The organism is Ruegeria sp. BF10 (assembly GCF_056538725.1).
On sequence record NZ_JBQFTR010000002.1, the window covers coordinates 52224 to 78384 of the forward strand.

Annotated in this window: 24 protein-coding genes; 14 read left to right on the forward strand and 10 right to left on the reverse strand. The window is 58.5% G+C overall.

The features are described from left to right. The first annotated feature begins 155 nt into the window (after positions 1–155). Complete coding sequence (locus tag ACR0DJ_RS10075; RefSeq protein ID WP_480684817.1) at positions 156–1352, forward strand: NnrS family protein; 1197 nt, start codon at positions 156–158, stop codon at positions 1350–1352. Between the two features lie 18 nt (positions 1353–1370). On the opposite strand, the gene ACR0DJ_RS10080 is transcribed toward ACR0DJ_RS10075, so the two are convergent. Further along, complete coding sequence (locus ACR0DJ_RS10080; protein WP_480684818.1) at positions 1371–2483, reverse strand: Hint domain-containing protein; 1113 nt, start codon at positions 2481–2483, stop codon at positions 1371–1373. Positions 2484–2808: 325 nt separating this feature from the next. Between ACR0DJ_RS10080 and ACR0DJ_RS10085 the strand changes: the two genes are divergently transcribed. Genes ACR0DJ_RS10085 through ACR0DJ_RS10110 form a run of 6 tightly spaced genes read left to right on the forward strand, consistent with a single transcriptional unit; the run spans position 2809 to position 8225 of the window. After that, positions 2809–3258: a c-type cytochrome gene (locus ACR0DJ_RS10085; protein ID WP_152460362.1), complete on the forward strand. Its 450-nt coding sequence runs from the start codon at positions 2809–2811 to the stop codon at positions 3256–3258. Between the two features lie 16 nt (positions 3259–3274). Next, complete coding sequence (locus ACR0DJ_RS10090) at positions 3275–4642, forward strand: cbb3-type cytochrome c oxidase subunit I (protein WP_152460361.1); 1368 nt, start codon at positions 3275–3277, stop codon at positions 4640–4642. Between the two features lie 5 nt (positions 4643–4647). Further along, the gene (locus ACR0DJ_RS10095; protein WP_480684819.1) at positions 4648–5457 is read left to right on the forward strand and encodes an AAA family ATPase; all 810 of its coding nucleotides are present in this window, start codon (positions 4648–4650) and stop codon (positions 5455–5457) included. Between the two features lie 8 nt (positions 5458–5465). After that, positions 5466–7388 (forward strand): nitric oxide reductase activation protein NorD, encoded by a 1923-nt coding sequence (locus ACR0DJ_RS10100; RefSeq protein WP_480684820.1) that lies wholly within the window; start codon positions 5466–5468, stop codon positions 7386–7388. Continuing rightward, a complete protein-coding gene (locus ACR0DJ_RS10105; RefSeq protein ID WP_480684822.1) occupies positions 7385–7933 on the forward strand; it encodes a cytochrome c oxidase subunit 3 in 549 nt (182 codons plus the stop codon). The genes ACR0DJ_RS10100 and ACR0DJ_RS10105 overlap by 4 nt, the downstream gene beginning before the upstream one ends. Positions 7934–7937: 4 nt before the next feature. Next, positions 7938–8225 carry a cytochrome C oxidase subunit IV family protein gene (locus tag ACR0DJ_RS10110; RefSeq protein WP_170345470.1) on the forward strand — a complete coding sequence of 96 codons (288 nt, stop codon included), beginning with the start codon at positions 7938–7940 and terminating at the stop codon, positions 8223–8225. 55 nt (positions 8226–8280) lie between these two features. Here ACR0DJ_RS10110 and hemA read toward each other — a convergent pair whose 3' ends face one another. After that, positions 8281–9504 carry a 5-aminolevulinate synthase gene (hemA, locus tag ACR0DJ_RS10115; protein WP_170345469.1) on the reverse strand — a complete coding sequence of 408 codons (1224 nt, stop codon included), beginning with the start codon at positions 9502–9504 and terminating at the stop codon, positions 8281–8283. A 187-nt stretch (positions 9505–9691) separates the two neighbouring features. Between hemA and ACR0DJ_RS10120 the strand changes: the two genes are divergently transcribed. Together ACR0DJ_RS10120 and ACR0DJ_RS10125 are read left to right on the forward strand one after the other, a co-directional pair. After that, entirely contained in the window at positions 9692–10384 is a 693-nt protein-coding gene (locus ACR0DJ_RS10120) for a Crp/Fnr family transcriptional regulator (protein ID WP_480684824.1), read from the forward strand. Positions 10385–10557: 173 nt separating this feature from the next. Next, positions 10558–11565 (forward strand): D-cysteine desulfhydrase family protein, encoded by a 1008-nt coding sequence (locus tag ACR0DJ_RS10125; protein WP_480686252.1) that lies wholly within the window; start codon positions 10558–10560, stop codon positions 11563–11565. 85 nt (positions 11566–11650) lie between these two features. Here the strand turns inward: ACR0DJ_RS10125 and ACR0DJ_RS10130 are convergent, their stop codons facing one another. The 8 genes from ACR0DJ_RS10130 to ACR0DJ_RS10165 all read right to left on the reverse strand — a co-directional run bounded on the left by ACR0DJ_RS10130 (position 11651) and on the right by ACR0DJ_RS10165 (position 20662). Continuing rightward, positions 11651–14971, reverse strand: a complete 3321-nt coding sequence (locus ACR0DJ_RS10130; protein WP_480684827.1) for an ATP-binding protein — start codon at positions 14969–14971, stop codon at positions 11651–11653. A 187-nt stretch (positions 14972–15158) separates the two neighbouring features. Further along, positions 15159–15536 carry a VOC family protein gene (locus tag ACR0DJ_RS10135; protein WP_480684829.1) on the reverse strand — a complete coding sequence of 126 codons (378 nt, stop codon included), beginning with the start codon at positions 15534–15536 and terminating at the stop codon, positions 15159–15161. A 3-nt stretch (positions 15537–15539) separates the two neighbouring features. After that, positions 15540–16088 (reverse strand): thioredoxin family protein, encoded by a 549-nt coding sequence (locus tag ACR0DJ_RS10140; protein ID WP_480684830.1) that lies wholly within the window; start codon positions 16086–16088, stop codon positions 15540–15542. A 121-nt stretch (positions 16089–16209) separates the two neighbouring features. Further along, entirely contained in the window at positions 16210–17469 is a 1260-nt protein-coding gene (locus ACR0DJ_RS10145) for a TRAP transporter large permease (protein ID WP_480684831.1), read from the reverse strand. After that, on the reverse strand, positions 17466–17999 hold the full coding sequence (locus ACR0DJ_RS10150; protein ID WP_480684832.1) for a TRAP transporter small permease: 534 nt from the start codon (positions 17997–17999) through the stop codon (positions 17466–17468). Before ACR0DJ_RS10150 ends, ACR0DJ_RS10145 begins: the two co-directional genes overlap by 4 nt. Positions 18000–18062: 63 nt before the next feature. Continuing rightward, positions 18063–19037 carry a TRAP transporter substrate-binding protein gene (locus ACR0DJ_RS10155; RefSeq protein ID WP_170345462.1) on the reverse strand — a complete coding sequence of 325 codons (975 nt, stop codon included), beginning with the start codon at positions 19035–19037 and terminating at the stop codon, positions 18063–18065. A gap of 23 nt (positions 19038–19060) precedes the next feature. After that, positions 19061–19603, reverse strand: a complete 543-nt coding sequence (locus ACR0DJ_RS10160) for a 3-hydroxyanthranilate 3,4-dioxygenase (RefSeq protein WP_152460347.1) — start codon at positions 19601–19603, stop codon at positions 19061–19063. Between the two features lie 105 nt (positions 19604–19708). Next, a complete protein-coding gene (locus ACR0DJ_RS10165) occupies positions 19709–20662 on the reverse strand; it encodes a dihydrodipicolinate synthase family protein (RefSeq protein ID WP_170345461.1) in 954 nt (317 codons plus the stop codon). Positions 20663–20808: 146 nt separating this feature from the next. Between ACR0DJ_RS10165 and ACR0DJ_RS10170 the strand changes: the two genes are divergently transcribed. The 5 genes from ACR0DJ_RS10170 to ACR0DJ_RS10190 all read left to right on the forward strand — a co-directional run bounded on the left by ACR0DJ_RS10170 (position 20809) and on the right by ACR0DJ_RS10190 (position 25982). Continuing rightward, on the forward strand, positions 20809–21582 hold the full coding sequence (locus ACR0DJ_RS10170) for an aspartate dehydrogenase (protein ID WP_480684833.1): 774 nt from the start codon (positions 20809–20811) through the stop codon (positions 21580–21582). Between the two features lie 2 nt (positions 21583–21584). Beyond that, entirely contained in the window at positions 21585–22550 is a 966-nt protein-coding gene (locus ACR0DJ_RS10175; protein ID WP_480684834.1) for a LysR substrate-binding domain-containing protein, read from the forward strand. An 82-nt stretch (positions 22551–22632) separates the two neighbouring features. Beyond that, complete coding sequence (locus tag ACR0DJ_RS10180; RefSeq protein WP_480684835.1) at positions 22633–24063, forward strand: NAD-dependent succinate-semialdehyde dehydrogenase; 1431 nt, start codon at positions 22633–22635, stop codon at positions 24061–24063. 334 nt (positions 24064–24397) lie between these two features. Next, complete coding sequence (locus ACR0DJ_RS10185; protein ID WP_480684836.1) at positions 24398–24745, forward strand: hypothetical protein; 348 nt, start codon at positions 24398–24400, stop codon at positions 24743–24745. Next, positions 24738–25982 (forward strand): molybdopterin molybdotransferase MoeA, encoded by a 1245-nt coding sequence (locus tag ACR0DJ_RS10190; protein WP_480684837.1) that lies wholly within the window; start codon positions 24738–24740, stop codon positions 25980–25982. Before ACR0DJ_RS10185 ends, ACR0DJ_RS10190 begins: the two co-directional genes overlap by 8 nt. The last annotated feature ends 179 nt before the right edge of the window (positions 25983–26161 follow it).

The following is a 26161-nucleotide window of genomic DNA, read 5'->3' on the forward strand; positions in this document are numbered from 1 at the left end:
ACCAGGCACTTTGGACAGAAAACACGGATCAAAACCCCCAATAAAACTTGTGTTTTTCACACATGTTTAAGCCCGGTCTTGATTTTGGTTAAGGGCGCCGGGTCGTGAAGGAACTACACATTGCTCAACGGCGGGAAAAGCTATGGAGAGCAGGCATGACAGCTGTAATCGCACGTGTTTTCAGTGAGGGGTTCCGGGTCTTTTTCCTTTCGGCGGGTCTTTACGGCGTGTTTGCAGGGGTCGCGTGGGGTGTGTGGTTGGCGTCGCTCGACGGGCTGATGCCTTACATGGACCAAAGCTATGCGATGCCCCCGGTCATGTGGCACGCGCATGAGATGATTTTTGGGTATGCAACGGCCGCCTTGGGGGGGTTTTTTCTGACCGCCGTGCCGAACTGGACCGGTGCGCCCGAGGCGCGGGCCCGCTTTATCACGCTTGTCGCATTGATCTGGATGGCCGGGCGTCTGGCGGTCTGGTTTTCCGGAGTGTTGCCTCCCTTGTTCGTCGCAGTCGTGGACCTGATCTTTGTTCCCATTCTGGCGCTGAAAATTGCCAGTCAACTGGTTCGTCGACCCAAGCCCCAGAATATGGTGTTTCTGTATCTTCTGGTTCTGATGCTGGCCTCGAATGTAATGGTCCATTTGGAATGGATGGGGGTCACGGTGGATACGTTGAACACCGGCATCCGGGCCGGGCTTTTGACATTGTGTTCGATGATCGCGATCCTGGGCGGCCGGATTACGCCCGCTTTTACTCGCAATGCCATGAAAAGAGCGGGTCAACCCGAAGCATCGTGGCCGGTAACCGTGGCCTGGCTGGACAGGGCGACGATGATTCTGGCGCTGCTGCTGCCCCTGTTTGTGCTTGCACTTGATGTCGGGCCTGTTGCGGGAGCCGTAGCTTTGGTGATGGGCTTTGTTCAACTGCTACGCATGGCGCGTTGGAGAACAGGCTGGGCTTTGCGTCAACCGATCCTGATCGCCCTGCATCTGGGCCTCGGGATGCTGGCCCTGGGTCTGGTTCTCTGGGGGATGGCTGCCATTGGAATGGGAAATGAGATCGGCGCGCTTCACGTTCTGGGCATTGGTTGCGTTGGAGGCATGACCCTGGCCGTAATGAGCCGCGCCGCCTTGGGCCATAGCGGTCGACCCCTTGTCGCGCCAAGGCCCATGGCGATTGCCTATGGCTTGATGGCGGTTGCTGCGCTGGTGCGTTGGTTGGGATCCGACATGGCAGCAGGTTACATGGCGGCGATGCTGACTGCGGATGGATTTTGGATCGCGGCAATGGGGCTGTATCTGTTCGCCATGTGGCCTGCCCTGACCGGCCCTCGCGCCGTGCAACAGACCTGACGCCTGTTCGGGCGGCGTCTATCGTCCAGCGATCAGAGGCCGCGCGTTCTTGATATGACGATGGACCAAAGCCCGAGCGCGTTTCCCTTTTTCCGGGATCCGTCTTGCGGCCAGCGGAACGTAGTTGCGCTGATCCAATTCAGGGAACAGTGCAAGAATCTCCGCCCTTGCGTCCGGGTGAACACTGGACAGGGCCTGTGCGCCGGTGAGCAGGCTTTCGGAAGGTGCACTTTCCGCATAGATGATTTCATGACGGTCAAACAAAAGATGGACATAGGTCACCGCACGGGTGTCATCAGCGATTGAAATGCCAGGCACGCCGACAAGAATGTGAGCAGGAACAAGAACTTCTTCGGCGTCGAACATTCTGACCGCAATCGGCGACCGGACCAGCATGCGGTGTTGCGGTGACACGAACAGATCACGCTCGGGCAACTGATCGCCCAGTGAACCGGCCTCGATCCGGATGGGCTTCAGCCTGGGACCGGCGCGAAGCGCCGCTTGGTCCAGATGTCGCGTGCCAATCCAGCGTATGTGTTGCGGCCCATTGTCCGCGGTCAAAACGACATCGCCAACTTTCAGATCCTCGATCGGAGTTGGACCGGTCGGGGTCATGATCCGTGTTCCGGCAACAAAGCAGGGTACATCGACAATCGTGGTGGGGTCCGTCGTGTCAGGGGCGTTGGTCGGGGTAACGTTCGAAACCTGGAACGTATAGGTCAGGCCCGGAACCAGGGGCTCGGACGTGATGTAGCCAACCAATGTGCCCTCGACTTCGACCCGAAACACATCGATCGTTCCGCCCGATGGATTGGTCAGGGAATAGGATTCTTCAAGGTAGATGTCTCCGTTGGCAAAAGTGGTCGATCCGTCCAGATTGGTCACCACACCTGTTTGCGTGGCGTCGTCACCGTTTTCGTTGTTGAATCGGTCACCATTGAACACAGTGCCGGTATCGAGCAGAGGGTTCGCCCCGTTCAGGATCGTTCCGCCAGCTGCATCGGTTACATCAAATACACGACGGTCTGTTGCGGGGTCGAAATTGGGGTCAAGCGTAATGAAATCGGGGCCGAAGTTGAAATCGACCGTAATGACCCCGGGGGCGTAACCAATATAGGAATAGTTTGCCATATTCTTACCTTTTAACCATTGGCGCTACCGAGGCACCGGAAATCTTGACACAGCAAGGAAAGTGCGCTGACTTTCCTTCCTTCCATACTGCTTGGCAAATACTTGCGTCAATTCAATGGCCATTCAATGGAGAGAACACTCAATACGGAAATGCTGTTCGCAAATTGACTGGCAGCTCTTCTTCCCCTGACGATCAGCCGGTCCAAATCGCTCAATTCTGAACTGTCCGGTTGATCTCGTGACAGGTCTTGACTTTCGTTAAGGCACTACCGCGTCCCGCCCGTCATGTTGCTGACACTAGCTAATCTGCGCAAAGGAGAGCGCAATGCGAGACGTCATGACAAAGAGCATGGCCCGCAATATTTTTTATGGCGGGTCACTGTTCTTCATTCTCATCTTTCTGGCCCTTTCGGCCCATTCCCACTGGTATATCGTCAATTCTGAAAATGCCGCGAAACTCGATGACAGTGTGGTTCGGGGTAAACATGTCTGGGAAAAACACGCCTGTGTGAACTGTCATTCGATTCTGGGTGAAGGGGCCTACTTTGCCCCCGAAGTCGGCAACGTGATGACCCGCTGGGGCGTGCTGGACGACCCGGAATCAGCCTTTGAATCCCTCAAGGGCTGGATGGAAGCACAACCGACCGGCATTCCCGGTCGTCGGCAGATGCCCAATTTCAACCTCAGCGACGAAGAACTCCGTGACCTGACCAACTTCCTGATCTGGACGGACAATATCGACGCGCAGGGCTGGCCGCCCAACGAGGCAGGCTGAGAAAGGGAACGAAACAATGAAATACGAATCCCAAAAAATCGCCTATGCCTACTTTGCGGTAGCTATGGCGTTGTTCGCGATACAGGTGATTGGCGGCCTTCTGGCCGGTTTCATCTATGTATTCCCCAATTTCCTGAGTGAGCTTCTGCCGTTCAACATCGTGCGGATGCTGCACACCAACTCTCTGATCGTCTGGCTGATCCTAGGCTTTTTCGGTGCGGCCTACTTCCTGATCCCGGAAGAAGCCGAGCGCGAGATCCACTCGCCCAAGCTGGCCTATCTGCAACTGATCATCCTCGTTGTCGGTACGTTGGGCGTGGTCGTCACCTATGTCTTCAACCTGTTCGAAGGCAACTGGCTGCTGGGCAAAGAGGGGCGCGAGTTCCTTGAGCAACCCAAATGGGTCAAGGCCGGCATCGTCGTGGCTGCATTGATCTTCCTTTACAACGTGTCGATGACCGTTCTGAAAGGCAAAAAGACAGCCATTACCAACATCCTGCTTCTGGGCCTTTGGGGTCTGGCGCTGCTGTTCCTGTTCGCCTTCTACAACCCGGGCAACCTGTCGCTGGACAAGCAATACTGGTGGTATGTCGTCCACCTGTGGGTCGAAGGCGTGTGGGAGCTGATCATGGCCTCGATCCTGGCCTATCTGATGCTCAAGCTGACCGGTGTTGACCGCGAAGTGGTCGAAAAATGGCTCTATGTCATCGTCGCCGCCGCGCTGTTCTCGGGCATCCTCGGCACCGGCCACCACTATTACTGGATCGGCACGCCGGCATACTGGCAGTGGATCGGTTCGATCTTCTCGAGCCTCGAGGTGATCCCCTTCTTCGCGATGATGGCCTTTGCCTTCGTCATGGTCTGGAAGGGCCGCCGGGACCACCCCAACAAGGCCGCGCTGCTGTGGTCGCTGGGCTGTGCCACGCTGGCCTTCTTCGGTGCCGGTGTCTGGGGCTTCCTGCACACGCTGCACGGGGTGAACTACTACACCCACGGTACGCAGATCACCGCAGCCCACGGTCACCTGGCCTTCTACGGCGCCTATGTCTGCCTCAACCTTGCGATCTTCAGCTACGCTATGCCGATCCTGAAGAACCGTGATCCCTATAATCAGGTTCTGAATATGGGTTCGTTCTGGCTGATGACCAGCGGCATGGTCTTCATGACTTTCGTGCTGACCTTCGGGGGAACCGTGCAGACTCACATGCAACGTGTCGTCGGAGACTACTTCATGGACGTGCAGGACCAGATCGCGATCTTCTACTGGATGCGTCTTGGCTCTGGTCTGGTCGTTGTCCTTGGGGCGCTGCTGTTCATCTACTCGATCTGGGTTCCTCGCAAAGAGGTCATTGAACCCGGCGCAGCCGAAACCCCAGCGGAGTGATGGATATGGATGGCTCCATGAACCTGAAAGAGGGGGCGGCAAACGCCCCCTTCTACCTGGCCCAGGGCGATGAATGCGATGTCTTCACCGCCGCTTACAACAACGATCTGCCGGTTCTGCTGAAAGGTCCGACGGGTTGCGGCAAGACCCGGTTTGTGGCCCACATGGCCTCGAAACTTGGCCGCCCGCTCTATACCGTAGCGTGCCACGACGATCTCGCCGCCGCCGACCTGATCGGACGCTATCTGCTGAAGGGCGGCGAAACCGTCTGGGTCGATGGCCCCCTGACCCGCGCGGTGCGCGAAGGCGCGATCTGCTATCTCGACGAGGTGGTCGAGGCGCGCAAGGACGTGACCGTGGTGCTGCACCCGCTGACCGACGACCGGCGCATCCTGCCGATCGATCGCACCGGCGAAGAGCTTGAGGCCGCGCCCGGCTTCATGCTGGTGGCCTCGTACAACCCCGGCTATCAGAATATCCTGAAAACCCTCAAACCCTCGACCCGGCAGCGGTTCATCTCGCTGGAGTTCGACTTTCCCTCGCCCGAGATGGAAGCCGAGGTGGTCGCGCAGGAAAGCGGCCTGCCGCTGGAACGCTGCAAGCCGCTGGTGCGGCTGGCGGGCAAGCTGCGCGGGCTCAAGGGTCAGGACCTCGAGGAAGGCGTGTCCACCCGGCTGGTCGTCTATGCTGCGACGCTGATCGCGCAGGGCATGTCCACCGACCGCGCCATCCTTGCCGCCATGATCGAACCTCTGACCGATGACGAGGATATCAAACGCGGGCTCCTCGATCTTGTCACCGCCGTCTTTGGGTGAGGCCGGTGATGGTCAGGATCGACTTTGAGCCATGGGAACCCGAAGAAACGATCGGGAAACTGTGGCACACCCTTGCCAGCCGCCTCGATGCACCCCAGGTGCATGTTGGAGCCGCGGTCGACCTTTCCGAGGTCGCGGGGCGGCTGGCAGTCCTCTTTCGGGGGCTTGGGGGTAGTCCGGGCGTTGAATTGCGCCCGGTCTCACCCGAGGTTTCGCGTCACCGCCTGAGTTGGCGTCGCAAACTTGCAACCGAAGTGGAAATGATGCCGCGCGCCTCGTTCGATGGCGAGGTTTTGCGCCTGCCCGACCGTCTGGCTGTATTCCCGGCGCGCGAAGCTAATGGCGCGCTCTATGTCTGGTTGGCCGCCGCCGCTGCCCATGCCGGAACCCGAATTGACGAAGACGATCCACTGCGTGCCGACCTGCGTGCCTTGGTTGCCGCCCGGCACATGGTCGAGGTGACTCTGGACGACGCGCCTGGCTTGCGTCCGCTTTACACCGAACTTTGCAAGGGCGTGCTGTATCAGCGCGACATCCCCAGTCTGCCGCCTGCCGAGGCTGCGGTCGAAGAACTGATCCGTCATATGCTGGGCGATCCCAAACCCTTGTCGGATCAGGCCGAGCAACTTCTGGCACTTGACGACGACCTGATCGCTCCGCGCGGCTATCAGCCGATGCGCCCGGTTCCCCTGTGGCCGGAATTGCGGGCCGTCGGGTTCTCGGAACACAACGAGGTTGAAAACCCCGATACTGAAGGCCCGCCAGAGGAATCCGGCGAAAAGACACACCGCGCCCGACGCCGCAAATCGGATCAGGCCGAGCGCAGCGACAGTTTCATTCTGCACAAGTTCGAAGCCATCCTCAGCTGGGCCGAATTCCTGAATATCAACCGTCGCATCGATGACGACGATCCCGACAACGCCAAGAAGGCGGCTGACGATCAGGAAGAGATCGGTCTTGGCCAGATCTCAAAAGCGCCGCCTACCAAGTTGAAGCTTCACCTTGACCTGGCGCCCGAAGACGTCAACCGCGAACGCCTGTCAGGCCGTATTCTATATCCCGAATGGGATGTGCGGACGGGTCAGTACCTGCCGGATCATGTGAACGTTCTGCTTTCGGATGCCGATATCCGCGACGATGCCGCCGAGTTCGGCAAGGATCCGGCCACTGCGCGGCGCATTCGTGCCGTCAAGCGCCAATTCGAGGCGTTGCGCCCGGGGCGTGTGATGACCCGGGGCCATCTGGACGGAGACCAGCTGGATGTGGAAGCCGCCGTTCGGGCGCAGGTTGACCGCTGCGCAAATGGTGAAGGGACGGAACGCGTCTGGATGCAATCCCGCCCCGAGGCCCGCGATCTGGCGGTCTCGATCCTGCTGGATGTCAGCCGCTCGACTGAAAGCGCCGTTACTGGTCGCGCCGTGATCGATATCGAACGCGAGGCGCTGGCGGCCTTGGCCTGGGGCCTGAACGCTTGTGGCGACGATTTCGCCATTCATGCATTCAGCTCCCTCAAGCGTCAGCGCGTCTATGTGCAACGTTGCAAACGGTTTGACGAACCGATGGGAACCAAAGTTGAACAGCGCATCGCGTCGCTGCGCCCCGGACATTACACAAGGTTGGGCGCGGCAATCCGGCACTGTTCCGCAGATCTGGCAAGCCAGTCCCGCAAGCGCCGATTGCTGCTGGTCATAACGGACGGCAAACCAAACGACCTGGATCACTACGAGGGGCGCCACGGCATCGAAGATACCTGCATGGCCATACGCGAGGCGCGTCGGGCCGGACAGTCAGTGTTCGGCGTCACCATCGATAAAACCGGCAAAAGCTGGTTTCCTCGCATGTTCGGGCAGGGCGGTTTCGCCGTCATTCCAGATCCGCATCGCCTGACCATGGCCCTGCCGCAGATCTATCGCCAGTTGGTCGGCGCATGAGTGATACCTCTCTGATAGACGAACTGCCGGGCGAGTTCCTGATGTGGGTTCTGATCATTTCGGAACTGCTGGTTTTTGGCGCGGGGATGATCGCTTTCATGGGGGTGCGCCTGACGGATCCGGCAGGTTTTGCCGAGGCGCAGTCGCATCTGCATCGCACGGGTGCGGCCTTGAACACGGCGGTTTTGGTGACATCCGGCTATCTGGCCGCACAGGCGCTGCAATGGCGGCGGAACATGCAACGCTTGCGGGCCCGTTTGGCGTTGATCCTTGCCGCGCTTCTGGGTGTCGTGTTCCTGATCATCAAGGGTGCGGAATATTCCGACAAGGCGTCTCAGGGGATAGGATATGAAACGCATCCATTCTTCCTGTTCTACTATATGCTGACCGGCTTTCATGCCGCGCATGTCCTGGCCGGGGTTGGTATTCTGTTGCTGGTGGCCTGGCGCGACGACCCCAGTAGCGTCGAAGCGGGCGCGCAGTTCTGGCACATGGTGGACCTGGTCTGGATCATGCTGTTTCCAGTGATCTATCTGCTGGGATAGTCAGATGGCCCAACCTTCATCTTTGACCAACATTTCACGTCAGAGGTCGTCGAACCCTTTGATCCAGGCGTGGCTTGCGCTCTTGGGCCTCAGCGTGGGATCCGCGCTGCTGACCCTGATTGGGGCGCCAAGCGCGATCATTGCTGGCGGTATCCTGTTGCTGGCGCTGATCAAGGCCCGCGTGATCCTGAAACACTACCTGGATTTGGAAAACAGCCAAAGCTGGCTGCGTGGGTTCACCATGGTGTTGACCGGGTTTTCGGTTGTGGTTTTTGCGCTCTATCTGGTCTGAAGAAAAAAAATGCCGCCCCGAGAGGCGGCAGTATTCAAGCAAAGGGGGGTCCTGATTACTGAGCGGCCTGTGGGATCCGCGCGATCTGACAACGCTGCCAGAGCGCCGACAAGGCACCGACCAGATGATCGATATCCTCATCCGTGTGGACCGGGGACGGCGTGATCCGCAAACGCTCGGTGCCCTTGGGAACAGTGGGATAGTTGATCGGTTGGATGTAGATGCCGAATTCTTCAAGAAGCGTATCCGAGATAAACTTGCACTTCACCGGGTCGCCCACCATCACCGGAATGATATGGCTGGGGTTCGGCAGATGCGGTATCCCTTCCGCATCCAGACGGGTGCGCACTTGTTCCACACGGGCCTTTTGCAGATCACGCTCGGCGCTTGACTGCTTCAGATGTTGGATGGATGCGGCGGCACCTGCGGCGATCGAAGGCGGCAGGGCAGTGGTGAAGATGAAGCCGCTGGCAAAGCTGCGAACGAAATCGCACAGCGCTGCCGAGGCTGCGATGTAGCCACCAACCACGCCGAAGGCCTTGCCCAACGTGCCCTCGATCACGGTCAGGCGATCCATCAAGCCCTCGCGCTCGGCAATGCCACCGCCGCGCGGGCCATAGAGGCCGACGGCGTGAACTTCGTCCAGGTAGGTCATCGCGCCGTATTTGTCGGCCAGGTCGCAGATTTCCCTGATCGGCGCGATATCACCATCCATGGAATACACGGATTCAAAGGCGATCATCTTGGGCGCGTCGGGGTCGGCGGCGGCCAGCTTGGCCTCCAGATCCGCAAGGTCGTTGTGTTTCCATATCACCTTCTGCGCCCGTGAGTGGCGGATGCCTTCGATCATCGAGGCATGGTTCAGCGCATCAGAGAAAACGATCAGACCGGGGATCTTCGCAGCCAGCGTTCCCAGAGCGGCCCAGTTGGACACATAGCCCGAGGTGAACAGCAGAGCGGCCTCCTTGCCATGGAGATCTGCCAACTCTGCCTCAAGCAGAACGTGGTCATGCGTCGTGCCCGAGATGTTGCGCGTTCCGCCTGCACCGGCGCCACAACGTTCCAGCGCATCGTGCATGGCGTTGATGACCGCAGGGTGTTGCCCCATTCCCAGGTAGTCATTCGAGCACCAGATGCGAACATCCCGCTGGATTGACCCATCGGTCTGGCGTGCGTTCGGGAAAGCTCCGCAACGTCGCTGCAAGTCGATGAAAACCCGATAGTTCCCTTCCTCTTTCAAAGCGTCGAGGCTCTGGCTGAAAAATCGCTCGAAATCCATCTGACATGCTCCCCGGATAACTGGCTGTGAACCGACCCTAGGGCAGCGACAGGCGCTACGACATGACAATTGTCAAGTTGATCTTCAAGAAAAAGACTGGCCCTGACACGCCGACTTTGGCATAGCAGGGCATTGGGGATGATTACCCGGGCCATCGCCCGGACTGGATGAAGAAGGGAGTGCCTTCATGCCACACGAGGCACAAAAGGCGATTGCGCGGCAGTCTCTGCTTCTGCGCAGCCTGCCGGATCAGCATGTGGATACTTTGCTGCGGCAAGCGATTTGGCGGCAATATGACCGTGGCGAGACGATCTTTCTGCAAGAGGAAGAAGCCAAGGCTGTACACGTTGTCCTGGCCGGATGGGTCAAGCTGTTCCGCATCTCTCCGACCGGGGCGGAAGCGGTGGTGAGCGTTTTCACCCGCGGAGAAAGCTTTGGTGAGGCCGTTGCGCTGCGTAATGTGCCATATCCCGTTTCAGCCGAAGCCGTTTCAGCCTGTGAAGTGATGCATATTCCCAGCCCTGTGCTGTTGTCCCTTATGAAGGAAGACCCGGAAATCGGCGTTTCAATTCTGGCTGCGACGTTCACGCATCTGCATGCTCTGGTGGCGCAGCTGGAGCAATTGAAAGCGCAAACCGGGGCGCAACGCGTTGCAGAGTTTCTGTTGAACCTGTGCGATTGTGAATCCGGTCGGTGCGAGGTGGAACTGCCCTACGACAAGATGCTGATCGCCGGACGTCTGGGGATGAAGCCCGAAAGCCTGAGCCGCGCGTTTTCGCGATTGAAACCCGTTGGCGTCAAGATCGACAGGAACCACGCGGATATCGCCGACATGGACGATTTGCGCAACTACGCCGAAAGCGACACCAGCGAGAGGTGATTGATCACCGGCGGCCGGACTCTTCGGCGCCGGCCCGCTTCAGCAAGGGGTTCAGTCGGGCGCTTTTGCGCGTGACCGGCTGTCTTCCACGCTTTCCAAAACCTCATTATCCTGATCAGCAGTGCCATCCATCGGCACGAGTCGTTTGCATGAAAATGAAGGGCACCTGGTCCATGATAGACGCAGCGCTTTCAAACTATCCCCGCGCAAGGTTGATGACATCGGTCACACCGGTCGAACGGCTAGAGCGACTTTCTGACCAATTGGGGCTGGATTTGTGGATCAAGCGCGACGACCTGACCGGTCTCAGCTTCGGCGGAAACAAGACCCGTCAGCTGGAATTTTACATGGGGGAGGCGCTGAGGCAGGGGGCGGACACCATCCTGATCACGGGTGCCGTGCAATCCAATTTCGTGCGCACTGCGGCGGCAGCGGCGGCAAAACTGGGAATGTCATCCGTTCTTCAATTGGAAGACCGCGTGGCGCATATGGGAGAATTCTACCATCGATCCGGGAATGTTCTTCTGGCCCAGCTTTTGGGGGCTGAACACATGAGCTACCCCAAGGGTGAGGACGAGGCGGGCGCCGACAACGCTCTTCACGAACGCGCCGACCAACTGGTGGCTGAGGGCCGAAAACCATACGTGATCCATCTGGGCATCGATCACCCTCCGCTGGGAGCGTTGGGCTATGTGGCGGGGGCGGCCGAGTTGCATACTCAGATCAGCGATTTCGACGCGGCGGTGGTTCCGTCTGGCAGCGGGTCTACCTATGCGGGGTTTCTGGCCGGATTGCGTTTGGTCGGGCAGTCTGCGCCTGTCTACGGCATATGCGTGCGTCGCGATCAGAACCAGCAGAAAGCGCGTCTGCAAAAGGTCCTGGGGCGATTGGCAACCATGATGGGTTTCGACCCTGCCTTGGTCATGGAAGACATTTGTACCTGGGGCGGCGCCTTGGCTCCCGGATATGGGCGGATCGGTCCGGCAGCCCGCGAGGCGTTGACCCTGATGGCGCGCTCCGAGGGCATCTTTCTTGACCCTGTTTATTCCGCCAAAACCTTTGCAGGGCTTCTTGGGCTGCTTGAACAAGGCGTCATCGAAAAAGGCCAGAAAGTTGTTCTGCTGCACACAGGTGGCCAACCGGCGTTATTCGGATATCAGGACGAGTTGCAACCGAGTTGACGCAGCGAAGCATTGCGCGTGTGGTCCTACGGGGCGACGGGATGGATGAAAGGCTGTTGCCCGCTGAACTGGCCGGGAAAGTACTCTACGACGCTTTCGAGTGATTGAGCAAAGACATGGCTTGCACGACATCGCGGGATTGCGCGCCATCAACGATCGTGGCCAGAATCTTTCCAAGATCAGGCGGCGAGGCCGGTGTGCAGCCAAGTTGGCCGCAGGTTTGCACGTAATCCACCGCTGTGCGCAGTTCGAACATTCTTGCCCGCTGTTTGCGCGCGGTTTCCAGAGCCTCCGCGAACAGATCATCTGCGGCAGTTTCCATGGACCGCGCCAACGCCTGTATCCGATCTGTTTCCGCTTGAGCCCACCCTTCATGGGTCAGTGCCTGCTGTTCACGTGCTTCATCCAGCAGGCGCTGCGCGGCCTTCGGTTCGCCCGCTTTCAGTGACGCTTCGGCAAGGGCCGTCAGGAACACCGGCTTGTAGTTTCCAGCCCCGCTGGCCCACCAGGCTTCGGACGCCTCGCGCATTGCTCGGATCGTTTCCGGGCCAGGCGTGATCTGCGCGTCTGCCCAGCATCGCCAGACATTCGCCGTCAGTATCATGAAGGGGAAAGTGTGTTTGGTCGCCACTTCTTCAAGGCGGGCGACAACGTCGTAAACCTGTTCCGGTTCACGCCGCAAAAGGTGCAGCATACACAGATACGTCAGGGTCTGGGCCAGACTATGCGCATGATTGAGTTTCCGCGCCGCCGAGATCGCCTGCTGCTGGATTTCGAGCGCGCGGTCCGGTTCTCCGCGCAACCAGGCCGTTATGCTCAGGAAACAGGATGTAATGGCGGCATGATCCGTTCCATAGACATAGGCGAGGCGGCTGTGCTGCTGTGGATCATACAAGTGCAGCGCTTGCAGCAGATGATCGTGGGCCGCGTCCAGATGTCCGATATGCAACAAGACGGCACCCATGGCCCGGAGCGCAATCATAGTGTGATGCGTTTCCCCGGTCAGATTGGCCAGCTCCAACAACTGCGCCGCGACGTCCTTGGCAAGGTCGTATTCACCGCGGACAAGATGATACGCGTAGAGCCCATTGAGCACAGGAAACAATTGTTCCGTTTCACCCAGCCGATTGCACAAGTCGCGGATCCGGGCATATACGGCCCCCGTTTCGTCGGCCGCGATGCCAGCGGTCGAACGAAGAACGCCAGCCCGCAACGTTTGAATTCTGGTTTCCTTGCGATCGCGGTCAACCGAGTCTTCCTGCCGTTCCAACAGCGCGATGGCACGCCCCAGTTGAGTGGCCGCTTCGATCCCGGCCGAGCGTTCTACGGCACGTTGCCCGGCCTGATACCATTGTTCAATCGCTTCATCCGGCAAATCTGCCATCGTGTAGTGATGAGCCAGAATTTCCGGTTCGGCGAAATTGTCATGCAATGACGAAGAGTTCAGTGCTTCGACCACGCGCGCATGAAGCGTTCGCCTCTCGCGTTTCAGCAGGCTGTTGTAAGCGGTGTCACGAATGAGTGCGTGACGGTAACTGAACGTTTCCTCGGGCTCTGAAGCTGAGACAATCACGATCCCGGCATCCACCAGTGAATCCAGGCCGGAACGTAACGCCCCCTCATCGAAACGGGAAACGCTTGCAATCATCGGATAAGAGAATTGGGGGCCAATGACAGCACCAATCTGTGCGACTTCCTTGGCCGAGCTCAGTCGGTCAAGACGAGCCATCAACGCGTCATGCAGTGTTTTCGGCACAGTTGGTGATGGCGTGGACCGGTCGATCGTATAGGCGTCGGCGCGTTCAGTCAGAAGATCGGATTCCAGCAGATCTTTCGTCACCTCTTCTACGAAAAGCGGGACACCGTTGGATCTGGCAGCAATCAGATGGTGAACTTCGTCCGGGACGGTTTTGCCTTTGGCAACGTCGTTCACGATCTCTTTGACCTGCGCAAAGTCCAGTTGTTGGAGTGCGACGTGCACCAGGTTGTGTGATTGTGGCCAGCCCGGATCAAAGCCTGTCCGAAAACTCGTGACCATCAGCAGGCGCGCGTCCTCTATCCGGGTCACAAGCTGATCAAGCAAAGTCTTTGTCGTTGGATCGATCCAATGTGCATCTTCAAACAGCAAGAGGGTCGGGGTTTCCTGCGCCAAGCCGATCACATGATTGACCAGCATGTCCAGCGTCTGCTTCATGATCTGCTCAGGCGTCAGATCCAGTGGACCAAGCCTGTCTTCAAACGGGATCGACAACAGTGCCGCAGCCAGTTTCAGTGACCCTTCAGAAGGATCGCCCGGGACGCTGTGGATCTTGTCCAGTTTTTCGTTCGCACTGTCACCGGCCCGCAGGTCGGCCGCGCTTTCAAGCTGGCGAATGATCGGGTAGAGCGCACTTGCGTCATGGAAGGGTGAACACTGAAATCGAAGCTGTCGGTGTTTTGCGTCCGGGATCGTACGGCAAAGCTCTTCGATCAGCCTGGACTTTCCTATGCCCGCCTCGCCCGAGACCAGCACCACCTGACCTTGACCCTGGCGGGCCAGCCTCCACTTGCTTTGAAGGGTTTCGTGCTCCTGCGCGCGCCCGACCAATGAACTCATCCGGGCGTCGTCTGCCGCGAGGAAGCGGCTGAGAGTCTGGCGCGTGCCGGTGACCTGCCAGGCTTCGACCTCTTTGGCAAAGCCTTTCAATTGAAACGTGCCACGGCGCACATATTCGAACGCATCACCCGCCAGTTCCCGTGTCGTCGGCGCGACGATCATAGTCCCCGGATCAGCCATCGACTGGAGCCGTGCGGCCAGGTTCGGGGTCTCGCCCATGGCGGTGCCATCCTCGAACATTTTCTCTCCCCGCAGGTCACCGACGACAACCAAGCCGGTCGCGACCCCGATGCGGACTTCAAGATGTGCATGCGTGCGGATTTCCGGAATTTCGCGAACGATCCGAAGACCTGCATGAATGGCGCGTTCCGGATCGTCCTCGTGCGCGTGCGGAAAGCCAAAAAACACCATGATGCCATCGCCATAGTAACTGGCGATATGCCCGTCAAAAGCGGCGACCGCGGCGGCGCAGGTTTCCTTGAACAGTCTCAGAACGTCGGCCAGATCTTCAGGGTCCAGCTTCTGCGATATCGCTGTCGACCCAACAAGATCGATGAACATGACCGTCAGCTGTCTGCGCTCGGCAACGATGTTGGGTTCCTGACTTGCGCGTTGTGTTGCTGCGGGCCCTTGGTTTTCTTCCCGCATGGCTTTCAGAAAGCGGCGTCTGGGTCCCAGGGGCAGGCCGATCGTGACGAGGTCATCGTCACTCAGTTCCGGAAGATCGCCCAGCTCGATCTCGTGCCGAGAAAAGGCATCGACATATTTGGACAAGCCGTGCCTGGCCAGCCAGTCCTTAATATCAGTCATTCGACTGCCATGCATGTCGGCGGTGGCGCGATGCCATGCAGCCCCCATTTCTTTTTGGCCAGTACAATTTACCCGGGAGTAGTCAGGAGAAATCAAACCCTATCAAGGACGACCCAGCAATTCGGGTCAAGTCTTCAAATTGAGAGAGAAACTGTTTACTGGCCAGAAATACCGGCGGCTATCGCCCTTATTCGTCAGCCGGAAAATCGATGTGGACATGATTGCCGTCCGGATCCCAGACATTCAACTGCACTATATCGACTGCCGTCAGATCCGCACGATGATAGCGAACATCGTTTGTTTTGAGGTGAGCTTCGAAACTGTTCAAACCGTTCGCCGAAAAGGCGAAATGCTCGAGCTTCAACTCGGTCTCCGATCCCGCGGCTGCGGTCTCGACACCGACCAGATGCACGTACGCGTGTTCACCGACATAGAGCCAGGCTCCGGGAAAGGGGAAGGGCGGGCGTGGGCCGACCTGCATCCCCAGCATGTTGCAGTACCATTCGATCATCTCATCCAAACGCGTGGTGCGCAGGTTGACATGATCCAGTGAAGCGATCCCCATGACCTAACCTCGGGTCCACTTGATCGAACATCCCATTGATGGAATCTGGTCCTGGGGGCCTTGCCCGGTCTTGGCAATTTGCAGCATCGCATTGACCAGCTCCGGTTCGCGCTCGCCTGTCTGGCCGCGGCCGAGATTGTCCAGACGGCCCCGGTACTGCAACTTTCCATCCGCATTCAACCCAAAGAAATCGGGTGTGCAAACAGCACCATAAGCCTTGCCTACGGATTGATCTTCGTCCACGAGATAGGGAAAGTTGAAGCCATTCTGCCTTGCGAATTCCAGCATGTTCTGCGGTGAATCTTCGGCGTAATCGCGATAGTCGTTCGACATGACCGCCACCACGCCGATCCCTTTGGACATCAGCAGATCCGTGTCCTGCGCAAGCCGATCCGTGATCGTTTTGACATAGGGGCAATGATTGCAGATGAAGGCGATCAGCAACCCGTTTTGCAGGTGATCGGACATCGTGAACGCCTGACCGTTCGGGTCTTTGAGCGTGAAGTCCGGGGCTTTCCAACCGAAATCGCAGACTGGAGTGTCGAGCAGCATGATTATCCTTTTTTGTGACCAATTTGCGTGTTCAGACCAGCTTAGCTGACGGGCACCGATAAGTAGAGCGTGATTTCCGGCGCCATGTCTGCGACGGAATGCGCCTGCAAACGCATCTGACTCAGATCAGCAGCGTTGACAGGCTTGGGTAATAGCTGAGCAGAAGCAACACCAAAGTTACCGCGATCAGGAAAGGCCAAAGCGATTTCAGGATTGAACCGGGCGATGTGCCGCTCATGGATGAGGCGATGTACAATCCGATCCCGACCGGGGGCGTCAGCAGCCCAAGCACAAGGTTCAGGCAGGCAACAATGCCGAACTGATAGGGGCTGATATCGTATGAACCGGTTGCAATCGGCAGCAGGATCGGCGTGATCAGGATGATCGCGGCGATGCCATCGATCACCATTCCAACCAGCAAAAGCGCAAGGTTCACGATCAGCAGGAAAACGAACGGGTCCGAAGTGACCGAGGTGATCAGCCCTGCCAGTTGCTGTGGTATTTCCTCATAGATGATGACCCAGCCGAACACGCTGGCGGCCGCGATCATGAACAGGATCATCGAGGCATTGGCCGCCGTGCGTTTGAACATCTGTGCCAGGTTGCTCGGCTTCAGATCCCCGTAGACCAACCAGCCCACCAGAAACGCGATCAGGGACGCGATTGCGGCGGATTCGGTCGGTGTGGCGATCCCGAACAGAATACCGCCTATGATCGACATCGGGATCAGCAGGGCAGGGGCGGCGCTGATCACGGCCTTGATGGTTTCGCTGCGTGTCATCCAGTTCCCCTTTGGGAACTGCTGCCGCCACCCAATCAAGGTAATGACCAAAGCAAATGAAGCAGCCAAGATAAAACCGGGCAGGATTCCTGCAATGAACATGTCACCAATCGGGATCTGAGCCAGAACACCGAAGATGACAAACATCATCGACGGCGGGATGACCGGAGCCAGCAGTCCGCCCGCGGCCGTCGTGGCAGCGGCGAAACCCTTGTCATAGCCTTCTTCCTCCATCGCGGGGACCATGGCGCGCGACATCACCGCGATCTGCGCCGTCGCAGACCCGATGATTGCCGCCATGAACATGTTTGCCAGCAAGTTGATAAAGGCCAGCCCGCCGCGAAACCCGCCGACAAACACCCGCGCCAGCGCGACAAGGCGCCGGGTCATGCCGCCTTCGTTCATCAATTCCCCGGTCAACATGAACAGAGGAATTGCCAGCAGGCCGTAATTCTCAAGACCGCCGAACATCTTCTGCGCGAAGCTGTCATAAAGAACCGTGTTGCCGCTTTCCCAGATGTACCAGATGGCCGTGATTGCCAGCACGATCGCCACGGGCACGGACAGAAGTAAAGTGGCCAGAAAGACGATGGGGCTCATGGCTGTGCCTCTTGCTCTGGGGTGCTCAGCAGATGCATGGTGGAATGCAGCGTTGCACCCAGAGCGAAAAGCCACATCACCAACCAGAACAGGTACTTCGGCAGGCCCAGGGTCAATGTCGGCTCGGCATAGATGAAATTGAATGTCTGACCTTGAAACGCCGCCACATCAAATCCGCTACTGGCGATGTCCAGCGGAAGGAACCAGCGCCAGCAGAACCACAGCATCGCAAGGGAAAAAGCAAACACGACCACGTCCACACTCTTGCGGATCAGTCGTTTCGCGCGCTCCGGCACGTTGTCGGAAACGATGGAGATCGACACCGAACTGCGATGATGCAATGCGGAAGACGCGCCCAGAAAAGTCATCCAGACCATCGCGTAGATCGCCAGCTCATCGACCCAGAACAGGGCGTTTCCCGCCGTGCGCGTCACGACATTCAGCAAAATCAGAACCGTTATGCAAACCGCCAGAAAGGCAGCGCCCCACAACTCGACCCGCGCCAAGCCTGCCGACAGCCGATACAACATCGCTGTTCTCCCGCGAAAAAGGGCGCAGGATCGAGCTGCGCCCCTTTCGTCATGCCGTTTTCGTTATTTTGTTTCTGCCGCAGTCTGCCGCAAAGCGTCAAGGGAAGAGGTCTTCTGGGACCAGATCCCGTTCCATTCTTCGATTGCGTCGCCGAAGAACGAGGCGTCGACCTTTTTGTAGGCTTTGCCAGTGCCCTCGATCTGCTCCAGCCATTTGGCATCGTTTTCAACGTAGGCATCAATGGTGCTGTCGACATGCTTGGCCATAAGGTCCGCAATCATCGCGCGGTCTTCTTCGGACAAACCAGCCCAGACCTTGGCCGAAACCAGACCGACCATCGGGAACATCATGTGATCCGACTGCACGATCGTGTCGGCGTGTTCATAATATTTCAGTACCCAGATCAGTTCGGCGTCCATGTCGATGGCGTCGACCTGACCATTGGCCAGCGCATCATAGACGGCAGGCAAGGGCATGGGCGTGGGAGCTGCGCCCACCGCGTTGTAGAAATCCAGGATCGGCGTGAAGGGTGTGATCCGCAGTTTCAGGCCCGCCAAGTCTTCGGCGGATGATACCTCGCCCCGGCTGACGATCTGGCGCAATCCGGCCATCCCGTATCCCAGCCCAACGACGCCTACCTGCCCCGGCAAGGGTTCCAGCATGGATTTGGCGGTGTCAGACCGCAGAATGCGCCCTGCGTGCCCTATGTCATCTGCCAGATAGGGCGCATAAAACGCCCCCAACTCGGGCGCGCGGTTGGAGACCTCGGCCACAGTCATGAAGGCCATGTCCAACGCGCCGGTCTGCAATTGTTGCAGCATTTCAGCCTCGTTCCCCAACTGGCGGGCCGGGAAAACCGATACCGAATGCGCGCCACCACTGGCCTCATTCAACTCTGCCCCGAACGCTTCGGCGGCCTTGGTCCAGATATGCGGTGGCGGCGTGATCAGACCCAACCGAAACTCTTCGGCGTGAACGGCCACAGCCGACAGTGCCAACGCAGCCGCAGCGGCGGCGGTTTTTGCGAAATGTTTCATTACTTCCCCTGTTTGATCTTGTTTTACAACGTGACCCAACCCTCGGGCGGTTCCTTTCCCGGGTGCACAGCCTGACAATTGGGGCAGGTGCGGTCTTGTTCCGAGGCATAGAACTTCTGATAAACCGGAGGCAGGTCATCAACGATGGACTTTAGCTGCATTTCTGCACGATGCACCAGTGATCCGCATTCGAAACAATACCATTCGATGGCATCCAGCTCTCCGGTCTGGCGCTTGGGTTCAATTACAAGCCCGATCGAGCCTTCCTGAGGGCGCTGTGGTGAATGGCGCACATGCGGAGGCAGCAGGAAAACCTCGCCTTCACGGATCGGAACATCATAGAACTCCTCTCCGTCATAGATTTTCAGCACCATGTCGCCTTCAAGCTGGTAGAAGAATTCTTCCACCGGATCATCGTGATAGTCGGTTCTCTTGTTCGGACCACCCACAACAGTGACCATCAGATCGGCGTCTTCCCAAACCTGACGATTCCCTACGGGCGGCTTGAGCAGATGGCGATGCTCGTCGATCCAGGCCTTAAAGTTGAACGCTTTCAGTTTTGACATGTCCCACTCCCTATCCCGGAAAGTTTGGCGCGTTTTTCCACAACCGCAAAGAAATTATCAGCATCTCGCTATCCGATTTCCTTATACTGCCGGGCCTCACCCGGCTCAGACGCGCAGCCCGCTTTCATCAAATGCTTTGCGAATGATCGCTTTTTCCGCGTCGGTCAGTTCCAGCATCGGCGGACGCACACGGCCACCGACCTGACCCAGCAACTCTTGCCAGTATTTTCCGAATGCAGTGGGTTTGCCCGCGGGACGCGCGCGTTTCATCGCATCGCGGACAGGGTTCAGGCTGTCAAAGACACGTCGTGCTTCATCGGCCTGTCCCGCAAAGGCCAGGCGCGTGTATTCGTTCATCCGCTGATCGACCTTGCTTTGCAACTGATAGGGCGGGGACGAACAGAGATACAGCTTCCAGTCCAGTTCCAGTATGTTGTCCAGCCATTCATGTTCGGCCGAGGTCGAGACGTGGATCCTGTCGCCCACCATATGGGTCAGCTTCACGTACATCTCACGCGGAACCGAGTACTTAATGGCGACGATATTCGGCAAATCAGCAATGCGGGCGCATTCTTCAGGTTGCATCAAATAGCCGCTGTCAGGATGGCTCCACATGGCGATGCCGATATCCAACTCATCGCAGAAGCGCTTGTAATACTGGTACAAGACCTCGCCACGATCCTGTACGAAACTCAGAACCGGGGCGTGAAGTACGATGTAATCGGCACCGCAATTCTGAGCGTGATGGGCCAGTTCCAAGGCCGTATTCATGTTCTGATCCGAAACCGAGACAATTACTCCGGCTTTGCCCGCGCATTCGTCAACGGCAATTTCGAAGTTGCGTTTGCGCTCTTCGATGCTCATTGAAAAAAACTCGCCCTGTTTGCCGGCGACGAAGAGGCCCTGAATATCCAGATCGTCGATCCAATGGCGGATGTTGGCGCGCAGTCCCGATTCATCCAGAGTCAGATCATCTTTGAACGGGTTCAGTGCCGCGGCCCATATCCCCGTCATATGTTCGCGGGCATAGGCCTTCGCGTCGTGTTTTGAGTATTTCATTTCCAACGTGGTCCCCGTGGCTTCATCAGGAACAAAACACACCAGGCGGGTCGGTCCAGTGTCATTTCAGGGAAATGGTTATCGGAAAAAAATATACCACCAAGTTACCAATTCAGATTTCTTTAATGCTGGTCTAGGGTCCAGACATGAAGATCGCAGTCATCGGAACCGGCGCAATCGCGCAATATGTGCAGCGCATGTTGCCAGAACATGGGCATGAGTTGGCAGCCATTCTGGTCAGGCCAAAGCGCGTTGATCCTAAATCGCCCAAGTCAGTTGGTTCGGTTGATGACCTGCCGGCCGGAATCGAATTGGTTCTGGATTGCGCGGGGCACGAGGCATTGGCCGGGTTGGGTCCGGACATTCTGGCGCGAGGGCTGGATATCATCAGTGTCTCTGCCGGGGCACTTGCGGATCAGCAGGTCAGTGACCGGCTGGACAGGGCCGCGCGAAAGGGTGGGGGGCGGCTGCATCTGGCAAGCGGTGCCATAGGCGGGCTGGACTGCCTCAGCGCCGCAGCGGTCGGTCCGCTCAAATCCGTCACATATGTGGGGCGCAAGCCGCCGGCGGGGTGGAAGGGGTCACTTGCCGAACACAGTCTTGACCTCGGCAGTATCACCGCGGCTGAAACTCATTTTCAGGGTTCCGCGCGAGAGGCGGCGCTTGCCTACCCCAAGAACGCAAATGTCGCTGCCGCCGTCGCCTTGGCGGGTGTGGGGTTCGATAACACACAGGTTCGTCTGATCGCTGATCCGACGATCCACAAGAACATTCACGAGGTCGAGGCCGAAGGAGATTTCGGCACGTTTCAGTTCCGGATCAGCGGCACCGCGCTGCCCGACAACCCGCGAAGCTCGGCGCTTGCGGCCATGAGCGTGTTGTCCAAGCTGGATCAGCTTTGCAAGCCGATTGTGCTGTAGCCATGGTGGGGCGTCATTCTCGCATCGTGGACCGCGCCTTGACCCGCCTGAAACTGCGACAGCTGCGTTTGCTGGTTGCCGTGGGTGCGCATGGAAACATTCAGAATGCCGCGCGTGAGCTGGGAATATCTCAGCCAGCGGCAACCAAGATGATTCAAGATCTTGAACTGGACTTCGAAGTCAAGCTGTTCACGCGCACCAACCGAGGCGTCGTGCCAACGGTTTTTGGCGAAACTCTCATACGTCACGGAAAGCTGATATTTGCGCAGGTGTCTAATGCCGCGCAGGAACTGGACGATCTGAACGAAGGAAATTCCGGCCGCGTCGTGGTGGGAACACTGCTTGCGGCGTCAACCAGCCTGTTGCCTGCCGCCATCGAACTGCTGCTGGAAGACCGCCCGAACGTTGCAGTCAAGATCAGCGAAGGGACCAACGAGGTGCTCATGCCCCGGCTGCTGTCGGGTGAGATCGACATGGTTGTGGGACGCCTGCCGTCGCACCGGCATCGCGACAAGATACGGCAGGAAAAACTGTTCGAGGATCGGATATTGGCCATTGTCGGCCCTCGGCACCCCTTGGCGGGGCGGGACACAGTGACCTTTGCGCAAACCAAGCCGTTTGGCTGGATCCTACCCCCGCAAGAGACCACGTTGCGACGTCAGGCGGATCATTTTTTTGTCGGCCAGCAGCAATATGTGCCACCGGTCGCGATTGAATCCGTGTCCTACCTGACGAACCGGGCGCTGCTGCAATCCCGCGACCTGATCGGCCTTATGCCTGCCGAGGTCGTCGCCCAGGATATCGAAAACAACCATCTTGCCCAGCTGGCCTGGGAGGTTCCGTTCGGGCAGGGGCCAATTGGAGTGTCCTTCCGCGCCGACGACGATCTGTCGCCTGCGGGGCGCGCTTTCAAAACGGCTCTGCATCGGGCGGCACAGAGCAGACAGACCAGATATTCACCGATTTGATATCCGTATTCGCGCAATGCGCTTGAACTCATACGAGGCATCGCGCGATCAAAAAAGCAAGGCAAACGGAGGCGCCGGTTTCATGTATCCAGAACTCAAGCTGTTCATTGGTGGCACGTGGCGAAAAACCGGGCGCGATATCCCGGTTGTCAACCCGGCGACCGAGGAAGAACTCGGCCGATTGCCTTACGCATCGGTAAAAGACCTGGATGACGCTCTGCAATCGGCTGTCGAAGGCTTTCGGCTGTGGCGCCGCACATCGCCGCGGGAACGCGCGGATACGATTATGCGGGCGGCAGCCCTCATGCGCCAGCGACAGGAAGAGATCTCGCAGTCTATAACTCTCGAACATGGCAAGCCCCTGAAACAGGCCCGGCTGGAGGTCATTCGCGGCGCCGAGTTTTTTGAATGGGATGCGGGCGAGGCGATGCGGACCTATGGACGGATCATTCCGGCCGCTCAGGGTCACAAGTTTGCAGTTCATCACCAGCCCGTCGGCGTTGTTGCGGCATTTTCGCCGTGGAACTTCCCCATGAGCCAACCTGCCCGGAAAATCGCCGGTGCTTTGGCCTCTGGCTGTTCGGTGATCCTGAAAGCTGCGGAAGAAACGCCAGCCGGAGCTTTGCACATAGCAAAAGCGTTCGAAGATGCCGGTCTGCCAGCAGGGGTTCTGAATTTGGTGTTCGGTGAACCGTCCGAGATATCCGGCCACCTGATCCCGCAGGACCCCGTTCGCTTGGTGGCCTTCACGGGCTCGACAACCGTCGGGCGCCATTTGACCACTTTGGCGGCCCGGCACGACACCCGTGTGCTCATGGAGTTGGGCGGCCACGCGCCGGTCATTGTTTGCGAAGATACGGATGTGCAATCGGCGGCTGTTTCAGGCGCGGTCCGCAAAATGCGCAATGCCGGTCAGGTCTGCACGTCGCCAACCCGTTTCTTCGCGCATGAGAGTATTTTTGACGCCTATGCGGCCGGGTTTGTTGCAAGGGCCAAAGCCACGGTCGTCGGCAATGGGCTTGACGCAACCGTTGAAATGGGCCCAACGGCCAACGACCGGCGCGTGCCGGCCTTGTCAGATCTGGTTGAAGACGCGGTGGCACAGGGGGCAACGCTTGCCACAGGCGGATCGCGGCTTGGTGAACGGGGATATTTCTTTGAACCCACGGTTCTATTGAACGTTCCCGAAACGGCGCGGATCATGCGCGAAGAGCCGTTTGGACCGGTTGCGGTGATCAATTCGGTGGCTTCGCTGGATGAGGCGATCGATCTGGCGAATTCAGTTCCCTACGGGCTGGCGGGTTACGCTTTCACCAACCGGGCGGATTACATCGACCGTCTGATCGACGAGGTCGAGGTCGGCAATCTGTCGATCAACACACTTGAAGCATCCATGCCTGAAACGCCTTTTGGGGGCGTGAAATCCAGTGGTTACGGCCGGGAAGGCGGAACCGAAGGCCTTGAGAATTACATGACGGTCAAGAACGTCTGGCATTCGGCCGGGATCTGCTGAAAAAGATCCCGACATCTGCACTTGTCGACTTTTTTGCGGCCAAGCCAGCCTATTTCCTTTCGAAACCGACCAAAGGGCCAGCGCAACGCTGCGGGTGTGATTTCAATACCTGCGGAACCAACAGAGGCGGCAATGTACCCTTCCTGATGGAGCGCCCGAACAGCGGATCATGACCTATGTCAATGACAGTTAACCCGCCGTGCTGTCCATTGGCCGGGAATTTCCGGCCGGACTGTGCGACAAAAGCCATCGCTTCCTTTTGCCGGTGATGATCAGCGTTTCGGCTGACCTGCTGGGGGGGTCCCGCCGGGCGGCCTGAACTCCGGAGGGACGGATGAACACTTGGCTGACGCTATCTGCAGCAATCCCTGCCTGGGATACCGTGGGCTTCAAGAGGTCGTCGAGAGGGCCCACCGTAACGTCCACCCTTGGCATGGGCTCTGTCTGCGCGCGCGTATTTGAGCTTTGCGGCCAATCCGAGCCGGATTTGTCGTCCGGAAAAGAAGGCGGCGACGGCATAGGTCGCGCCGCGCATGGTCTGCATAACATGGGTACGCTGCCGGTCGTTGGTGATCCCAACTCGGATTTGGAAGCGGTCAAGGCCGGCCTGCCCAATCTCGATCCGGCCGAACAGCCGGGATTCGCAGGACCCTTTATGTTTTCGGAGACTCAAAATGGCTGATGGATGCGCCTGTGACCGCCGCGCCCACATGTATCTGACTGTAGATGACGCCCTTCAGCGCGGTCTTTCCGTCGCCGATCCTGTTGCCGAAACCGAGATTTTGCCGCTGGAACAGGCGATAGGCCGGGTTCTGGCCGAGGATTGCGCCAGCAAGGTCGACATGCCTGCCTTCGACAACTCGGCCATGGATGGCTATGCCATCCGCACCGGTGATCTGGGCGATGGGCCGGTGTTCGAACTGCCCATCGCCGGGCGCGTGGCTGCGGGTGACTGCGGCGACCATGATGCTCCTGAATGCAGCGCTTTGCGCATTTTCACGGGCGCTCCGGTGCCGCCTGAATTCGATGCCGTGTTGATGCAGGAAGATTGCGATCTTCTGAACGACAGGATTCGCTTCAGCCGACGCCCGAAACCCGGCCAGCATATCCGGCGCGCGGGAGAAGATCTTTGTGCCGGGGGGCTGGTCCTGCAAGGCGGCTGTGAAATTGGACCGCGTGAGGTGGCAGCCCTGGCATCCGCCGGGTACGGCGAGGTCCTGGTGTTCCGAAAACTGAAGGTCACGATCTTTTCGACAGGCAGCGAACTGCGCCAACCGGGTGAGCCCCTTGGCCCCGGCCAAATCTACAACTCGAATCGATATATGCTGCTGGCGCTGTTGCAAAAACCCTGGATCGAACTGACCGACCGGGGGCCGGTCGTGGATGACCCGACCCGTCTGGAACAGGTTCTGCGCGAGGCGTGCGATGCCTCGGATCTGATCGTTACAACCGGGGGGGTGTCTGTTGGGGATGAAGACCACATGCCCAGACTGTTCAGTGAGATCGGCGGCGAAACCGATGTCATGAAAGTGGCGATGAAACCGGGTAAACCGGTCATGTTCGGGAGGCGCGGGCATGCTCTCTATGTCGGTCTGCCGGGCAACCCGGTTTCGGCCTATGTGACATGGCAGATAATCGGATCGCAGATGATGGCGCGCCGTGCGGGTCTGCGCCACAGGCCTCAGATACCTGTTCAGGCCGTGCTGGCTGAACCCGCGCAGCGCCACGCGGGCCGGCAGGAGTATCGTCCGGTCCAGATTGACGGCACCTCTCCCGATGGCCTTCCCAAAGTGCGTCTGATGGCACCCTCCTATAGCGGCCGTGTTGCCTTGCTGGCGCAGGCAGACGGGTTGGCGATCATACCGGCTGAGATCGAGGACCTGCCCGCCGGGCATACGCTTGAATTGTTGAGGTTCTGATCCCCGCTAAACAGGTGCGTTGCCTTTTTTCCTGCAACTGCAACGCCGCGGTCATGGTGGGCAACCGGAGATCGGCCGGATGGTTGGCATCGCGTTCTTCGCGCGATGGCTGTGCCGGCCCGTGATGCATGCACCGGAAAACCGTCAGGTGGCGCGACAATCAAACCGAATACCGGCCT

Bases quoted from the DNA above. Each gene is read 5' to 3' on its own strand.
- ACR0DJ_RS10180 (WP_480684835.1), top strand. From the start codon at position 22,633: ATGTATCCAGAACTCAAGCTGTTCATTGGTGGCACGTGGCGAAAAACC.
- ACR0DJ_RS10175 (WP_480684834.1), top strand. From the start codon at position 21,585: ATGGTGGGGCGTCATTCTCGCATCGTGGACCGCGCCTTGACCCGCCTG.
- ACR0DJ_RS10110 (WP_170345470.1), top strand. From the start codon at position 7,938: ATGGCCCAACCTTCATCTTTGACCAACATTTCACGTCAGAGGTCGTCG.
- ACR0DJ_RS10140 (WP_480684830.1), bottom strand. From the start codon at position 16,088: ATGCTGCTCGACACTCCAGTCTGCGATTTCGGTTGGAAAGCCCCGGAC.
- ACR0DJ_RS10130 (WP_480684827.1), bottom strand. From the start codon at position 14,971: ATGACTGATATTAAGGACTGGCTGGCCAGGCACGGCTTGTCCAAATAT.
- ACR0DJ_RS10095 (WP_480684819.1), top strand. From the start codon at position 4,648: ATGGATGGCTCCATGAACCTGAAAGAGGGGGCGGCAAACGCCCCCTTC.
- ACR0DJ_RS10085 (WP_152460362.1), top strand. From the start codon at position 2,809: ATGCGAGACGTCATGACAAAGAGCATGGCCCGCAATATTTTTTATGGC.
- ACR0DJ_RS10080 (WP_480684818.1), bottom strand. From the start codon at position 2,483: ATGGCAAACTATTCCTATATTGGTTACGCCCCCGGGGTCATTACGGTC.
- ACR0DJ_RS10145 (WP_480684831.1), bottom strand. From the start codon at position 17,469: ATGAGCCCCATCGTCTTTCTGGCCACTTTACTTCTGTCCGTGCCCGTG.
- ACR0DJ_RS10160 (WP_152460347.1), bottom strand. From the start codon at position 19,603: ATGTCAAAACTGAAAGCGTTCAACTTTAAGGCCTGGATCGACGAGCAT.
- ACR0DJ_RS10170 (WP_480684833.1), top strand. From the start codon at position 20,809: ATGAAGATCGCAGTCATCGGAACCGGCGCAATCGCGCAATATGTGCAG.
- ACR0DJ_RS10190 (WP_480684837.1), top strand. From the start codon at position 24,738: ATGGCTGATGGATGCGCCTGTGACCGCCGCGCCCACATGTATCTGACT.
- ACR0DJ_RS10135 (WP_480684829.1), bottom strand. From the start codon at position 15,536: ATGGGGATCGCTTCACTGGATCATGTCAACCTGCGCACCACGCGTTTG.
- ACR0DJ_RS10165 (WP_170345461.1), bottom strand. From the start codon at position 20,662: ATGAAATACTCAAAACACGACGCGAAGGCCTATGCCCGCGAACATATG.
- ACR0DJ_RS10125 (WP_480686252.1), top strand. From the start codon at position 10,558: ATGATAGACGCAGCGCTTTCAAACTATCCCCGCGCAAGGTTGATGACA.
- ACR0DJ_RS10100 (WP_480684820.1), top strand. From the start codon at position 5,466: ATGGTCAGGATCGACTTTGAGCCATGGGAACCCGAAGAAACGATCGGG.
- hemA (WP_170345469.1), bottom strand. From the start codon at position 9,504: ATGGATTTCGAGCGATTTTTCAGCCAGAGCCTCGACGCTTTGAAAGAG.
- ACR0DJ_RS10075 (WP_480684817.1), top strand. From the start codon at position 156: ATGACAGCTGTAATCGCACGTGTTTTCAGTGAGGGGTTCCGGGTCTTT.
- ACR0DJ_RS10185 (WP_480684836.1), top strand. From the start codon at position 24,398: ATGAACACTTGGCTGACGCTATCTGCAGCAATCCCTGCCTGGGATACC.
- ACR0DJ_RS10150 (WP_480684832.1), bottom strand. From the start codon at position 17,999: ATGTTGTATCGGCTGTCGGCAGGCTTGGCGCGGGTCGAGTTGTGGGGC.
- ACR0DJ_RS10105 (WP_480684822.1), top strand. From the start codon at position 7,385: ATGAGTGATACCTCTCTGATAGACGAACTGCCGGGCGAGTTCCTGATG.
- ACR0DJ_RS10155 (WP_170345462.1), bottom strand. From the start codon at position 19,037: ATGAAACATTTCGCAAAAACCGCCGCCGCTGCGGCTGCGTTGGCACTG.
- ACR0DJ_RS10120 (WP_480684824.1), top strand. From the start codon at position 9,692: ATGCCACACGAGGCACAAAAGGCGATTGCGCGGCAGTCTCTGCTTCTG.
- ACR0DJ_RS10090 (WP_152460361.1), top strand. From the start codon at position 3,275: ATGAAATACGAATCCCAAAAAATCGCCTATGCCTACTTTGCGGTAGCT.